At 54.3% G+C, this 15,081-nt stretch carries 8 protein-coding genes; 7 read left to right on the plus strand and 1 reads right to left on the minus strand.

Annotated features, from left to right (window positions below; genetic code table 11):
* Positions 1-78: 78 nt before the first annotated feature.
* A complete protein-coding gene (locus E5331_RS08750) occupies positions 79-1,569 on the plus strand; it encodes a hypothetical protein (RefSeq protein WP_135985596.1) in 1,491 nt (496 codons plus the stop codon).
* 107 nt (positions 1,570-1,676) lie between these two features.
* Positions 1,677-2,993, plus strand: a complete 1,317-nt coding sequence (locus E5331_RS08755; RefSeq protein WP_123482096.1) for a glycoside hydrolase family 28 protein — start codon at positions 1,677-1,679, stop codon at positions 2,991-2,993.
* A gap of 68 nt (positions 2,994-3,061) precedes the next feature.
* Here E5331_RS08755 and gltB read toward each other — a convergent pair whose 3' ends face one another.
* Positions 3,062-7,537, minus strand: a complete 4,476-nt coding sequence (gene gltB / locus E5331_RS08760) for a glutamate synthase large subunit (protein ID WP_135985617.1) — start codon at positions 7,535-7,537, stop codon at positions 3,062-3,064.
* Positions 7,538-8,016: 479 nt separating this feature from the next.
* Between gltB and E5331_RS08765 the strand changes: the two genes are divergently transcribed.
* The 5 genes from E5331_RS08765 to E5331_RS20355 all read left to right on the plus strand — a co-directional run bounded on the left by E5331_RS08765 (position 8,017) and on the right by E5331_RS20355 (position 14,798).
* Complete coding sequence (locus tag E5331_RS08765; protein ID WP_135985594.1) at positions 8,017-9,681, plus strand: dipeptidase; 1,665 nt, start codon at positions 8,017-8,019, stop codon at positions 9,679-9,681.
* A gap of 45 nt (positions 9,682-9,726) precedes the next feature.
* On the plus strand, positions 9,727-12,024 hold the full coding sequence (locus tag E5331_RS08770) for a S9 family peptidase (protein ID WP_275441145.1): 2,298 nt from the start codon (positions 9,727-9,729) through the stop codon (positions 12,022-12,024).
* 323 nt (positions 12,025-12,347) lie between these two features.
* Positions 12,348-13,763 carry a pyruvate kinase gene (gene pyk, locus E5331_RS08775; RefSeq protein ID WP_136013249.1) on the plus strand — a complete coding sequence of 472 codons (1,416 nt, stop codon included), beginning with the start codon at positions 12,348-12,350 and terminating at the stop codon, positions 13,761-13,763.
* Positions 13,764-14,192: 429 nt separating this feature from the next.
* Entirely contained in the window at positions 14,193-14,492 is a 300-nt protein-coding gene (locus tag E5331_RS08780) for a DUF1573 domain-containing protein (RefSeq protein WP_275441149.1), read from the plus strand.
* 105 nt (positions 14,493-14,597) lie between these two features.
* Positions 14,598-14,798: a hypothetical protein gene (locus E5331_RS20355; RefSeq protein ID WP_135985591.1), complete on the plus strand. Its 201-nt coding sequence runs from the start codon at positions 14,598-14,600 to the stop codon at positions 14,796-14,798.
* The last annotated feature ends 283 nt before the right edge of the window (positions 14,799-15,081 follow it).

The raw sequence follows: 15,081 nt of genomic DNA on the forward strand, positions 1-15,081 counted from the left end.
AACGCAATCTCCCGTGGGAATAAAAATCTCGCTAAAATTTTTCAATAAACATATTTATTAACCTTAAACAACAACAGCATGCAAAAAAACTACATAAAACGTAGCTTGATGCTTCTCGGAGTTGCAGCACTCTCTGCATCAGCATTCGCCGACACCTACGTCGACATCACATCACAATACATCAAGGACCCCACATTCGTGCCGGGCTGGCAAGGAGTTATCGGTAATGCTGCCGAAGGAGTTGGCGAGGTCTGGAACGGTGCATTCAAGACATATCAGAATCTCGGAGAGATGCCTGCCGGAAAATATGTATTGAAAGCAAATGCTTTCTATCGTTGCGGCGACAATAACTATGCAAAAGAGCATCAGGCAGGAAATGCGGATCTCAATACCGCCTACATCTTCATCAACGATGCAAAGACTCCTGTCAAAGCATTGTTTGACGGTAAAGATACAGCCCCAAATTCAATGACTGAAGCAAATGAGGCTTTCGCAGCCGGAGAATACCTCAATGAAGTGGAATACAATCATGAAGGTGGTGAACTAATCATCGGTATCGCAAACACCGGCTGCTACGCCGACGAATGGTGCTGCTTCGACAACTTCGTGCTCACTCGCGATGGCGAAGTGGTTGCAGACAAGATTGTCAACGGTGATTTCGCTGAAGGACTCGACTCAAAAAGAGCATGGGACAACCATAATAGTGAAAATAAAGAGAAGACCCCCGATATCCAGAAAGATGGCAGTGGTGGTGGAGACTATCGCAAGTGCGGTGGTTCCCCCTACAATACCGGTCAGCAGATTGAACTGCCCGCAGGTACATACCGCTTCTCCATGCTTTGCTTCCACCGCTATGGCTCAACTGTAGACCCGGATGGCAACTACTACAATCACAAATGGCCTATGAATATTTCAGAACCTTACGGCAAGATGAATCGTACGCCAAAAGATTGGTATGAAGCAAACGACTATGATGAAATCGGAGATGAGTATGCTCATGCTTATATCTACATGTCTAAGAATGAAGAGAAACCTCGTTTCCTCACATGGGCAAACGGTGACTATGAGGGCGATCTCACCGATGATATTGACGTTCGCACACGCGTGAAAGACTGCTGGGAAATTTGCGAAGGCGACCTTTCCATCATGCCTAACAATAATCCCTACGCCACTATGGTAGATGGAGTTGTTGACTATATCCCTTACGATACAAAAAACAAATGTACTCGCGGAAACGACTCCGGAAGTGAGAGAGAAGCTGCAGCTGCTTTTGCAAACGAAGGTGAGAAATGGCGTCAGGGCGTAGAGTTCACTCTTACCGAGCCTGCTAAAGTATGGGTAGGTCTTGGCAAAGATGCCAACTCCGGCGACGGCTACTGGCACGCATACGCTGACATCAAACTCGAGAAAGTAGAGAAAGGTGACTCCGGCGTTGACGGCATCGAGGCTGACGACGAGAATGCTCCCGTAGAATACTACAACCTCCAGGGCATCCGCGTGGCTAACCCCGAAAACGGCATCTTCATCAAGAAGCAGGGCAAGAAAGTAAGCAAAACTGCAATCCGCTAATATTTCAACCAAACAAGCCGACGCAGCCGCGCAAAAGTGCGGCTGCGTCTTTTTAATAATAATAAATCAATAACCTCCACTTAATCCAAACCATAAACCCCAAAACCATGCTCCGTAAATTCCTAAGCATCTCCCTACTGATAGCTGCTGCACTGTGCGGCAGTGCCAAAGAATATATAGTGACCGATTTCGGTGCAAAGGGTGATGGAAAGACCGATGATGCCGCCGCAATACAGAAAGCGATCGACAGATGCTCCGCTGCCGGTGGTGGCTCGGTAGTGTTCCCATCCGGAAAGACCTTCATGAGCGGACCGCTCCGCATGGCGTCATTCATCGACCTGCATCTTGAGCCAAACTCCACCCTATTAGCAAACCCCGACGAAAGCATCTACACGCTGAGCGCATTCCGTGAGAACCGTGGCGAGGGAATGATGTGGCTTTACGGCGAGAATATCAGCAACTTCTCCATCAGCGGCACCGGAAGAATCGACGGAAATGCCGTGGCGTTCATGGGGAAAGAGCTGGATGACTCCTTCAAGCTGAAACCCGTCACCGACTTTGACCCACGCCCCCACGTGCTGACGATAATCGGCGGTGAGAAAATCAATATCACCGACGTCACAATCTCCAACAGCGCATACTGGACGGTTCATCTCGTCGGATGCACCGACGTGGCAATCTCCGGAATCTCGCTGCTCAACAATCTGAAAGTGCGCAACGGCGACGGAATCGACATCGACCATTCAAGGAAAGTGCGCATCACCAACTGCTACATCGAGAGTGGCGACGACTGCATCTGCCTCAAAAACCGTCGGGAATTTGAGGAGTTCGGACCATGCGAGGATATCGTCGTAGACAATTGCGTGATGACGTCACGTTCGTGCGCCGTCAAAATCGGTTCGGAAAACATGGACAGCATCTCACGCGTGCTCTTCAACAACTGCATCATCACCAAGTCAAACCGTGGCATCGGCATACAGAACCGCGACGAAGGGACCGTATCAGACGTGACCTTCTCCAACATCACCCTTGACTGCCATCTCTTCTCCGACGTTTGGTGGGGTAAGGCTGAGCCGATCTACGTCACCTCCTACCCCCGCGCACGCGGCAACCACAAGGATGCAGGCTGGCGTTTCCCTAAAGGTGCGACAGAGGGGAAATGCGGTAAAGTGACCGACATTCGCTTCATCAACATCCGGGCAGTATCTGAGAACGGCATATTCATCGGATGTGACGAGCCGGGAAAGGTCGATGCCATCACCCTCGACAACATCGACCTTCACCTGAAAAAGATCACCGACTATCCCGCCGGCATACTCGACCGTCGCCCCTGCCTCGGCGAAGGCTTCATCAAGGCGGGCGTCACCCCCATCTTCACCGAGAACGTCACCGGACTCACAATCCGCGAGCTTCGCGCAAAATAAGAAAGTTAAACAAAAGACTGGAGTTCCGTGCTCGAGCCCATGGGCGAGAGTTAACCGCGAGAATCAAATCACACCGGAGTGACTTTCAGGAACTGCGGCACGTAGCTCCCCCAATCGTCGAGCATACGCTTCGCAAGCTTACTCTTAGTACGGCGATAATGCTCCTCTATAAGCCCCTTCAGCTCTGACGCCTCCTCCTCATCATGGAGGAGCGTCAGTTCCACCATATCCATATTGACATAATAATCCACATTACCCGTGCGGTTCCAGATATACGCCACGCCGCCGCTCATGCCGGCAGCGAAGTTACGTCCGATCTTTCCGAGCACCACTACCCTGCCGCCGGTCATATACTCACAGGCATGGTCGCCCACGCCCTCAACCACAGTGTCCGCCCCACTGTTGCGCACCGCGAAGCGTTCGCCCACACGTCCGTTGACGTATAGCTCACCCGCCGTCGCGCCATAGAGAAGCGTGTTTCCGGCAATAGTGTTGTTCTCAGCCTCGAAAGTGCAGTCACGCGGTGGCACCACCACGATGCGTCCGCCCGACAGACCCTTGCCGAGATAATCGTTGGCATCACCCTCCAGACGCAGCGTAACGCCCTTGCAGAGGAACGCACCGAAACTCTGTCCCGCCGAGCCGTAGAACGTCAGGCGCACACTGTCGTCGGGCAGACCCTCCCCGGCATAATGCTTCGTGATATAGCCGCTCAGCATCGCGCCCACCGAACGGTCGGTATTGACGATCGGCATACCCAACGCTATCGGCTGACGCGAATCTATCGCCGTGCTTATCAGCTGGAGCAACGCCTCATCCTTCACCCCCTTCAGCTTATGATCCTGTTCGGAATCATGATGAAGAGTGGCTTCGGCGGCATCCACAGGCATATAGAAAAGACGCGAGAAATCAATCTTGTCAGCCTTCGAGCCGACAGGCTGCTCACGCTTGCGGAGAAGGTCGGCACGCCCCACGATATCGTCAAGACGGCGGTAGCCCATATCGGCGAGACGGCGGCGTATCTCCTGCGCCATAAACCGGAAATAATTGATGAGATATTCGTAGCGACCCACAAACTTCTTGCGCAGCTCCGGATTCTGGGTGGCTACACCCTTCGGGCACGTGTTGGTGTGGCATTTGCGGATCATGCAGCATCCGAGCACCACGAGTGCGGCGGTGCCGAAGCCATACTCCTCCGCACCGAGCAGTGCGGTGACTATCACGTCGTGCGGGCTCTTCATCTGACCATCCACCTGAAGCTTCACCTTCCCTCTCAGATTATTCATCACGAGAGTCTGCTGAATCTCCGCCAATCCGATCTCCGCCGGCACTCCGGCATGCTTCATCGAACTTGCCGGACTCGCGCCGGTGCCGCCGTCGCAGCCGCTTATCAGTATCTTGTCCGCCTTCGCCTTCGCCACTCCGGCTGCGATGGTGCCCACGCCGCTCTCAGCCACGAGTTTCACGCTTATAGCCGCCGTCGGGTTCAGGTTCTTCAGGTCAAAGATAAGCTGCGCAAGATCCTCGATAGAATATATGTCGTGGTGAGGCGGGGGCGAGATGAGCGTTATGCCCGGTGCGGAATGACGCGCACGCGCAATCACCTCATCCACCTTGAATCCGGGCAACTGTCCACCCTCTCCGGGCTTCGCACCCTGTGCCACCTTGATCTGTATCTCATCGGCATTCACCAGATACTCGGCATCGACGCCGAAACGTCCGGACGCCACCTGCTTCACGCTGCTGCGTGCCCACGTGCCATCCTCGCGCACCTTATTACGCGCCGGGTCCTCACCACCCTCGCCCGTGTTGCTCATGCCCCCAATCTTATTCATGGCTATGGCAAGAGCCTCATGCGCCTCTATGCTTATCGCGCCAAACGACATCGCCTCCGTGCAGAAACGGTGCATAAGCTCCTCCTCGCTCTCCACCTCCTCAATGGGGATAGGCTTGCGGTCGCTCTCCACCGTCATGAGGTCGCGCAGGAAGATAGGGGTATCCTTCTCCTCCACGAGACGGACGTAGTTCATAAACTCATCATGGTCGTTATGCCACGTGGCAAGCTGCAGAGCCTTCACCACAGGCGGGTTCCACGCATGCAGCTCACCATTCTTACGGAAGTTGTAGTTGCCGAAATCCTCCGGCACGTCATCCTCCCTATCCTCCGCGAAGGCACGCACATGATTGCGGAGCACGTCGTCCGTGACCTCCTCTATCCCTATCCCCTCGAGCGGCGATGCACCGCCACCCATATAGCGGCTCAACAGGCGGGAGCTGACGCCCAACGCCTCGAAAAGGGCACACCCGCGATAGCTGCGTATCGTAGAGATACCCATCTTCGACATTATCTTCATTATCCCCTTGTTGACCGCCTTTATATAATGCTTCTCAGCAGCCTCATAGTCAAGCTGAAGCTCCTTATTATCCACGAGATTCTTCAGTATGGCAAACGCCATGTAGGGATTGACCGCGCTCGCACCATAGCCCATCAGCAGAGCCACGTGCATCACCTCGCATATCTCGCCGCTCTCCACTATGATGGCTATCTGCGAACGCTTGCGTCGGCTCACCAGATGATGATGCACGGCTGAAAGGGCGAGCAGCGATGGTATCGGCGCATGCTTGGCGTTGACGTTACGGTCGGAGAGAACCATATAGTTATACCCCTTGTCTACGGCAGCCTCAGCCTCGGCACACAGGCGGTCGATCGCCTCCTCCATAGCCTTCACGCCTCCGGCGGCATCGAAGAGCATCGGCACTGTGATGGTGTTGAACCCCTTATACTGGAGATGACGCAATATGTCGAGTTCGCTGTCAGACACGATCGGAGAGGGCATCATCACCACGTTGCACAGTTCCGGAGAGGGATGCAGGATATTCTTCCTGACCGCCCCCACATAGCTCGTCAGCGACATGACGAGTTCCTCACGTATCGGGTCGATCGGAGGATTGGTCACCTGTGCGAACTGCTGGCGGAAATAGTTGAAGAATCGCTGCGGCATCTTCGAGAGCACAGCCGGAGGCGTGTCGTTGCCCATCGAGGCAAGAGGCTCCTGGGAAGCCGACGCCATAGGCTTTATTATTCTCTCGATATCCTCCTTGTTATATCCGAAGGCGGTCATCAGCCTCTCGCGGTCAGCCACCTCATGCGTCACCTTGCGTCCGCTCCTAAGATTGCTCAGCACAATACGGTTCTGCTCTATCCATTCGCTGTAGGGATGCTCCGACGCTAACTGACGCTTTATGTCGCGGTCCACGAGAATCCTCCCCTCCTCAGTGTCTACCATCAGTATCTTACCCGGTTTCAGCCGCGCCTTATGCTCCACGTCCTCAGCCGGCACGTCGAGCACTCCGGTCTCCGATGCTATTATCATCTCGCCGCTCTTCGTGATCAGCACGCGCGCCGGACGCAGACCGTTACGGTCGAGCATACCGCCGGCATACCGTCCGTCGGAGAAGATTATCGCCGCCGGACCGTCCCACGGAGCCATGAAGATGGAGTGATATTCATAGAATGCCAATAGCTTGCGCGACAGCGGATTCTGCTCGTTGCAGCTCTCCGGCACGAGCATGGCGAGAGCGTGGGGAAGGCTCATCCCCGCCCTCACGAAAAATTCCAGGGCATTGTCAAACGACGCACTGTCGCTCATCCCCGGCTGTATGACGTTGCCTATACGCCCCATCTCACCGAGACTCTCCGACTCTATCACAGCCTCACGCGTCGACATCCAGAAGCGGTTGCCGCGTATCGTGTTGATCTCACCGTTATGCCCGATCATGCGGAACGGCTGCGCCAATCGCCAGGTGGGGAACGTGTTGGTGGAGAAGCGGGAATGCACCAAGGCTATCGCGCTCGTGAAATAGGGGCTCTGAAGATCCTTGAAATAGGTGCGGAGCTGAAGCGACGATAGCATACCCTTATATATGAGCGTGCGGGTAGACAGGCTCACGATGTAGCAGGAATCCTTATCTACTATCTCATCCGATTCGAGCACCGCCTGCTCTATCCTCTTGCGGATCACGTAGAGCACCCCCTCGAGACGTTCGCGGTTGTCACACCCCACGATAAACAGCTGGCGGATGATCGGCTCCGTCATCAGGGCGTCATGCCCGAGCACCGAGGAATCCACCGGCACGTCGCGGGTGTGCATCAGGAAAAGACCCTGAGCCTTTATCTCGCGGTCGATTATAGCCTCAAATCTCTCACGGTCAGCGTCATTCTTGGGCAGGAACACCATCCCGACGCCATACCTCCCCTTCTCAGGCACCGGTATGCCGTTAAGCAATATGTATTCATGCGGAATCTGCACCATGATGCCCGCACCGTCACCCGTCTTGTTGTCGGCGCCCTCCGCGCCTCGGTGTGCCATGTGCTCCAGCACCTTCAGCCCTTGGTCTACTATGGAATGATGCTTGCTGCCATCGATCTTTACCACAAGCCCGACGCCACAGCCGTCATGCTCGTAGGATGGTGAGTAAAGACCATTCGAATCGGCGGGATAGAAATCTCTGCCATCAGGGAAGCGGGATGCGCTGTCGGGCATTTGCCCCTTGTTTACCATAATCATAATACCTATATCTTATCTGTAGAAACTTATACAAAGGCAGCAAATAATTGACAAAAGTTTAACATTAGAAACCACCTTCTAACAAATAACGCGCAAAATTACTAAAATATCTTAATATTGTCAATAAATATTCAAAAAAACTTTCAAATTTCAAAAGATATAATACTAACGCAATCTCTCCGACACGCTTGAATATTTCCCCAACTTTATGTAACTTTGCATGCAACTGGAGTCTGAACGGCTTCAGCAGATTGATTTTAGTAATCGTAAAAAAATAAGTTGTGAAAGTTTGGCGCATATTTCCGAGGGATTTCGGAGTAAGGAAGATGGAGCATAGCGGGCTATGCGACTGATTCCGCGCTCCGAAAGCACCGGAAAGATGCTGCCACAAGAAAAAATTTACATTTATAACTTTAACAAGTTATTTTTTGAAGATTACTTAACCAAACATCACCATGAAACCGATAAAGACTGCTATCCTTCTTTCATCCCTTCTCATGCCTGTAGCTGCCGAGGCATGCACGAATTTCATCGCCGGACGAAAAGCCACTACCGACGGATCGGTGATGGTCACGTATGCCGATGATTCCCACACCCGTTTCGGCGACCTCTTCCACGCCTCTCGCGCCACGTATGCCCCCGGCGAGATGAGACGCGTGATCGACTGGGGCGACAACAGCTACCGGGGTGAGATCCCGCAGGCTCAACAGACCTACAACGTGGTCGGCAACATGAATGAGCATCAGCTCGTGATCGGAGAGACCACTTGGGGCGGCTCCCCGGAGCTTCAGGACACCACCGCCAATTCCATCCTCGACTACGGCTCGCTCATCTACATCACCCTCGAACGCTGCAAGACCGCACGCGAGGCTATCCGTACAATGACCGACCTCGTGGAGAAATACGGCTACGCAAGCACCGGAGAGACATTCTCCATTGCCGACAAGAATGAGGCGTGGATAATGGAGATGATCGGCAAGGGGAGCGAGAAAGGTGCCCTCTGGATAGCCGTCAGGATTCCCGACGATGCCATCTGCGCCCACGCCAACGAGCCGAGAATCCGGAAAGTTGACTATAAGGATAAGGATAACGTGATGTATGCCAAGGATCTCTTCTCTTTCGTAAAGAAACATGGCTACTACAACGGCAAGGATGAGGATTTCTCATTCGCCGACGCCTTCCACGACCATTCCTCAGCCAAACGACGCTCATGCGACGGCAGGGTATGGAGCTTCTTCCGCCGGTTCGCATCCCCCGAAGAGGATCAGAGATGGTTCAGCTGGGTAAATGCCGACTCCGACGAGCCGATGCCACTCTATATCATCCCCGACCGCAAGCTCTCCCTCCGCGACATGCAGGAGCGGATGCGCGACCATTTCGAGGATACCCCCTACGCCATGACGGAAGATCCCGGCGCGGGTCCCAACAGATCCCCCTACCGCAACCGTCCCAACCGCTACAAGGTGGATGGCAAGACCTACGTGCATGAACGCGCCACCGCCACCCAGCAGACCGCCTGGCATTTCGTAAGCCAGAGCCGTGCCGACCTCCCCGACCCCATCGGCGGAGTCCTCTGGTTCGGCACCGACGACGCCAACACATCCGTCTACATGCCCTTCTACTGCTCGATGACCGAAGTGCCCGAGGAGGTGCGACCCGGCAACGGCGACCTATACACATTCTCCCCGACTGCCAATTTCTGGATGACAAACTGGGTGGCTAACCAGGCATACAACCGCTATGACCTCATGATCGAGGATATACGCAAGGTGCAGGGTGCGCTTGAATCGAAATTCATGGATTCACGACCGTCGCGTGAGCGCGAGTTGATGGCTCTCTACAACACCGGCAACGCCGAGGCTTTCGAGAAGAGCATCAACGCCGAGGGTGCGGCGATAGCCAAGGAGGCAACCGATGCCTACCGCGACCTCGCCTATTTCCTTATGATCCGCTATCTCGACGGCAACCGTAAGAAACTGGATGCCGACGGCAAGTTCGCACGTAATCCCCACGGCAAACCCCTCTCCCCCGACTTTCTCGGCTATCCTCAGGATTTCTACGACAATATCGTGGAGAAGAGCGGAAACCGTCTGCTACTGAACGAGCATAACAAGAAATAGGACTCTCCCTATTATTAAGGAATAAGTAAGAGTAAATATATTAATATGAAACGCAAGATATTATTGGCGGGTATACTGGCATTTGCCGCCTCTACGGCATTCTCCCAGATAATGCCTTGGGAGAACCGTACTGCCAACGATGACTCCCCCTTCGCTCAAGGCAGCTCTCAGACATACAACGGCAAGCTGCTGCTTGACGACGTGGTTGCGGGCAGGCTCATCAGCACCCGCGGCGCGGGTGCGCTCGAATGGCTAAAGGATGGCGAACGCTACAGCCGTCTTGAACCAAATGCCGATGGCGGCAAAGACGTGGTGGCATACCGCGCAAAGGATAACCGACGCGAGGTGCTGATACCCGCCGAGATGTTCACCGACAAATCCACCGGCAAGCGTATCCCCGTAAGAAGCATCTCATGGAGTGCCGACAACGACAAGGTGCTCGTCTACACCAACACGCGTAAGGTGTGGCGTTACGACACACGCGGCGACTACTGGGTGCTCATCCCCGCCGACGGCACCTTCCGTCAGCTCGGCAAGGGGCTACCCGAAGCATCACTCATGTTCGCCAAATTCTCACCCGACGGCACAAGAGTGGCATACGTCTCCGGCAATAATATATATGTGGAGAACATAGCCGACGGCAAGATCACGCGCCTCACCGACGACGGCAACGACAAGATCGTCAACGGCACGTTCGACTGGGTATATGAGGAGGAGTTCGGATGCCGCGACGGATTCCGATGGAGCCCCGACAGCCGCTACATAGCCTACTGGCAGAGCGACACCGACGGCACAGGTTTCTTCGACATCATCAACAACGTCGATTCCATCTACCCCACCTACAACCGTTTCCCCTACCCCAAGGCAGGGAGCATGAACTCCGACGTAAAGGTGGGCTACGTATCAGCCGACGGTGGCAAGACCTCATGGATCAACCTACCCGGCGACCCGCGTGAGAACTACGTACCGCGAATGGAGTTCATACCCGGCAGCAACGATCTCTTCATCCAGCAGATGAACCGCCAGCAGAACACCAACCGCGTCTGGATCGCATCCGTCGGTAGCACCTCCGCCGAGAATATCTTCACCGACACCGATGCCGCATGGCTCGACACCAACGACGACGTGGAATGGCTCGACGGTGGCAAATGGTTCACATGGCTCAGCGAGCGCGACGGATGGCGTCATCTCTACAAGATAAGCCGCGACGGTAAGCAGATCCTGCCCATCACCCATGGCGATTTCGACTACGTGGAGCGCGTAGGCACCGACATGAAGAACGGACTCACCTACTTCATCGCCTCCCCCGACAACTTCACCCAGCGTTATCTCTATAGCGCACGACTCGACGGCAAGGGGGACGCAGTGCGTGTCAGTCCCGCCGACCAATCAGGACAGCACCGCTACCACATGTCGCCCACCGGCAAATGGGCTGTGCATACGTTCAGCAACGCCGCCAAACCACCCGTCATCGACATGGTGTCATTCCCGCGCCACCGTTCGGTACGCGTAATCGAGGATAACGCCGAGGCTCGCAGCCAATACGCCGCACTCGGGCTGAATCCCAAGGAATTTGTAAAGACGAAATCGGGCGACCTCACCCTCGACGCCTGGATGATAAAACCCATCGACTTCGACCCCACGAAGAAATACCCCGTGATCGTGGAGGTATATGGCGAACCCGCCAGCTCCACCGTGCAGGACGTATGGGGCGGCGGCGACCTCTGGAACCAGTACATGGCTAACCTCGGATACATCATCGTGAGCATCGACAACCGTGGTGCCAACGTGCCGCGCGGACGCGAGTGGCGCAAGTGCATCTACGGAGAAGTGGGCACCTTCGCCTCCGAAGACCAGGCACGCGGCATAACCGACCTTGCCCGTCAATACCCCTTCATCGACTCCTCACGCATCGGCATAACAGGCTGGAGCGGAGGCGGTAGCCAGACCCTCAACTGCATGTTCCGCTACCCCGACGTCTTCTCCACAGGCATAGCCATAGCATTCGTAGCCGACCAGCGCACCTACGACACCATCTATCAGGAGAGATACATGGACACCCCGCAGAACAACCCCGACGGCTACCGCAAAGGCTCACCGATAACCTACGCCGACGGACTACAGGGCAACCTACTCCTCATCCACGGCACCGGCGACGACAACGTACACTACCAGAACTGCGAGATGCTCGTCAACGAACTCGTGCGCCACGGCAAAGTCTTCAGCCAAGTAAGCTACCCGATGCGCACCCACGCCATCAACGAACGCCCCGGCACCACCCTCCACCTCCGCAAGACAATGGCAAAATACTGGCTCGACAACCTCCCCTCAGGAGCAAAATAAGACCACTAAGACTACTTGGACTACTAAGACTTTTAGGACTTCTTAGACTACTTGGACAACTTCGACTTCTTGGATTAGTAGTCCAAGCCGTCCAAGCCGTCCAAGTAGTCCTAAAAAAGTAGTCCAAGTAGTCCAAGAAGTCCAAAAAAAGTAGTCCAAGCCGTCCAAGTAGTCCAATTTTTCACTTTTTTTTGACACTCCCACAACAACTTATCCCATTTTCGTATGTTACTCATATAAGTTTTAATACAAAACCGACGTTCAAAATATAAGAATCGACATTGAAGCTTAGACAACTTCAATATATAATCCTAAAAACTTATATGCAGAAATATACAAAAATCGTGGCAACCGTCTCCGACAAGAGATGCAGCGTAGAATTCATAAAATCCCTCTTCGATGCCGGAGTAAACGTAGTGAGGATGAACTCAGCCCACCTTGATTACGAGGGCTTCAAAAAAATTGTGGAAAACACCCGCGCAGCCAACAAGTCAATCGCAATAATGATGGACACGAAAGGTCCGGAGATCCGCACCACAGTCACCGCCGACGGAAACGCCGTGGTATACCACACCGACGACATCGTAACCATCTCCGGAAACCCCGACGGAATCACCACTCACGATTGCATCTGCCTAAACTATCCGGCAATCGCCCCCGTGCTCAAACCGGGCGACCGCCTGCTCATTGACGACGGAGAGATGGAATTCGAGATCGTCAGCGTAGAGAAAGACATAGTGACCGCCCGCGCAAACAACGACGGAGAAGTAGGCTCCCGCAAAAGCGTCAACATACCGGGCGTCAGAATCGACCTGCCCGCCGTCACCGAACGCGACCGACGCAACATCGGCTATGCCGTGGAATTAGGCGTAGACTTCATCGCACACTCATTCGTGAGGTCTGCCGCCGACGTCATGGAGGTGCAGGCAATACTCGACACCTACGGCACCGAGACAAAGATAATATCCAAGATAGAGAACCAGGAGGGTATCGACAACTTCGACGCCATCCTCACAGCCTCCTATGGCATTATGGTGGCACGCGGCGACCTCGGAATAGAGGTGGCGGCAGAGCGCATCCCCGGCATACAGGCAATGCTCATCAACAAATGCATACGCAAGCATAAACCCGTGATCGTAGCCACTCAGATGCTCCACACCATGATCGAGCATCCGCGTCCCACGCGTGCCGAGATCTCCGACGTCGCAAACGCCGTCTATCAGCGCGCCGACGCCATGATGCTCTCCGGAGAGACAGCCTACGGCAAATACCCCGTCGAGGCAGTCAGCATAATGACGAGCGTGGCACGCGAAGTGGAATCATCACTCCGCAGCAAGATGGACGTGCCCCCGCTCCTTGACGCCGACATCACCTCCTTCCTCGCACATGAGGCAGTCCTATCCGAGACAAAAGTAGGCACAAAGGCGATCTTCACCGACGCCTACCGCGGACGATCCGCCCGCTACATAGCCTCCTTCCGTGGCAACAACCCGACCTTCGCCATCTGCCACAACCGCAACGTGCAGCGTTGGCTCGCCCTCAGCTACGGCGTGGCGGCATTCTACTATCCCCAGATCGCCGACTACATGCCCCACCTCTCCGTCGAGGCAGTCAACGAAATCGTGGAGAGCGGACGCCTGCGCCCCACCGACCGTCTCGCCTACCTCACCGGCACCCGCGACGGTGCCCGCGCCCTCGAGATCCTCACCCCCGAAGAGATAGTAAGAAATGGGAAATAAGCCCCGGTCCATGGGCGAGGGGATCGCCCATGCATCCCCTTCAGCCCGGAAGGCCCCAGCCCCCTAAAGGGGAGGGGCTAATCCGTGCTGAGTGCTTCCCGGGAAGCAAAATGTAGCAGTTTCGTTTGAGCCAGGCTCAAATCCAAGTCCCTTTTGAGTTCCACTCAAAATCCCCGCCCCATAAAAGAAGCCCGTCCCCATGAGGGGTTTGCCTATTCAAAAATTTAGTTAATTCCGTTAAAAAAATTTTTTCTTCACAAGCCTATTGCAATTTACAATCCTTAATATTAATTTTGCACAAAATTAGGTAACTATCTGACTAAATCAACTTACCTTTGATAATTATGCGAGTTCGGGATAAGGAAATCACGTAATCAGATATTACTTTTTCAACTTAAAAAATGATGAAGTCTTATAAATCAGGACACCATCAACTTCGAAATCTTCAACAACAAGATCCAGACACGCACCATCGGCTTCACCAATACGGGCACAGCCCCTATTGTAGTGACCAGAGTATTCTCCGACTGCGGATGCACCGCAGCATCCTATACAAAGGGGGAGATTGCTCCGGGAGAACGAGGCGAAGTGACGGTTCGTTTCAACGGCAAGGGACGCACCCACGGTAGATTCCAGGAAGTGGTCCGGATCAAGACGAATGCCAAGAACCGGCAGGTATTGATCATCGTGAGCGGCATCATAAAACAGAAATACCGAAAATCAGAATAATAAAGTCAGATTTTGTAAGCAGACAAAGTAAGAAAGCAATAAACAGCAATTAAATGTAACAAAAGCATCATCTGCGCCGCCGTGAGGCACCGCGATGAGAATTGTATGTACAGCACATACGAGGCATTAAATTCTATGAAAAGAGGCGACACCCCGGTGCCGCCTCTTCTTATACAAAAAAGCCCCGCCGACAGCCTGCAAAGCAGGCTGACAGCGGGGCTAATCCGTTGGCTGGAGTTCAGTGCCCGAGCCCATGGGCGAAGGGTGCCGTCACCTCAGCTCCCCCTTCAGGGGACCGGGGGCTAACCGGGTGCCGTCACCTCCCTCCTCCTCCCGTCCGGAGTCAGAAGAAAATACCGCTCCCACAAATCCGCTATCAGAATGCCATCCTCACCGGCTTCCGACACCCTCCTATACACCGTCCCCTCCGGCAGAAACACAACATCCCCATACACCGGCACATTCATCAGCATCCATCCCCCATGACTCCGCCTCCTGACGCGCAACATACCGTCCACGCCCGGCACCTCCAGGTAATACCCCTTCCAGCACGACTCCGAGATCCCCTCCCGCGTCACAAACCAGAACT

The sequence above is a fragment of the Lepagella muris genome (assembly GCF_004793975.1).
In the GTDB taxonomy this organism is placed as follows: Bacteria; Bacteroidota; Bacteroidia; order Bacteroidales; family Muribaculaceae; genus Lepagella; species Lepagella muris.

Bases quoted from the DNA above. Each gene is read 5' to 3' on its own strand.
- E5331_RS08750 (WP_135985596.1), top strand. From the start codon at position 79: ATGCAAAAAAACTACATAAAACGTAGCTTGATGCTTCTCGGAGTTGCA.
- E5331_RS08755 (WP_123482096.1), top strand. From the start codon at position 1,677: ATGCTCCGTAAATTCCTAAGCATCTCCCTACTGATAGCTGCTGCACTG.
- gltB (WP_135985617.1), bottom strand. From the start codon at position 7,537: ATGCCCGACAGCGCATCCCGCTTCCCTGATGGCAGAGATTTCTATCCC.
- E5331_RS08765 (WP_135985594.1), top strand. From the start codon at position 8,017: ATGAAACCGATAAAGACTGCTATCCTTCTTTCATCCCTTCTCATGCCT.
- E5331_RS08770 (WP_275441145.1), top strand. From the start codon at position 9,727: ATGAAACGCAAGATATTATTGGCGGGTATACTGGCATTTGCCGCCTCT.
- pyk (WP_136013249.1), top strand. From the start codon at position 12,348: ATGCAGAAATATACAAAAATCGTGGCAACCGTCTCCGACAAGAGATGC.
- E5331_RS20355 (WP_135985591.1), top strand. From the start codon at position 14,598: ATGTACAGCACATACGAGGCATTAAATTCTATGAAAAGAGGCGACACC.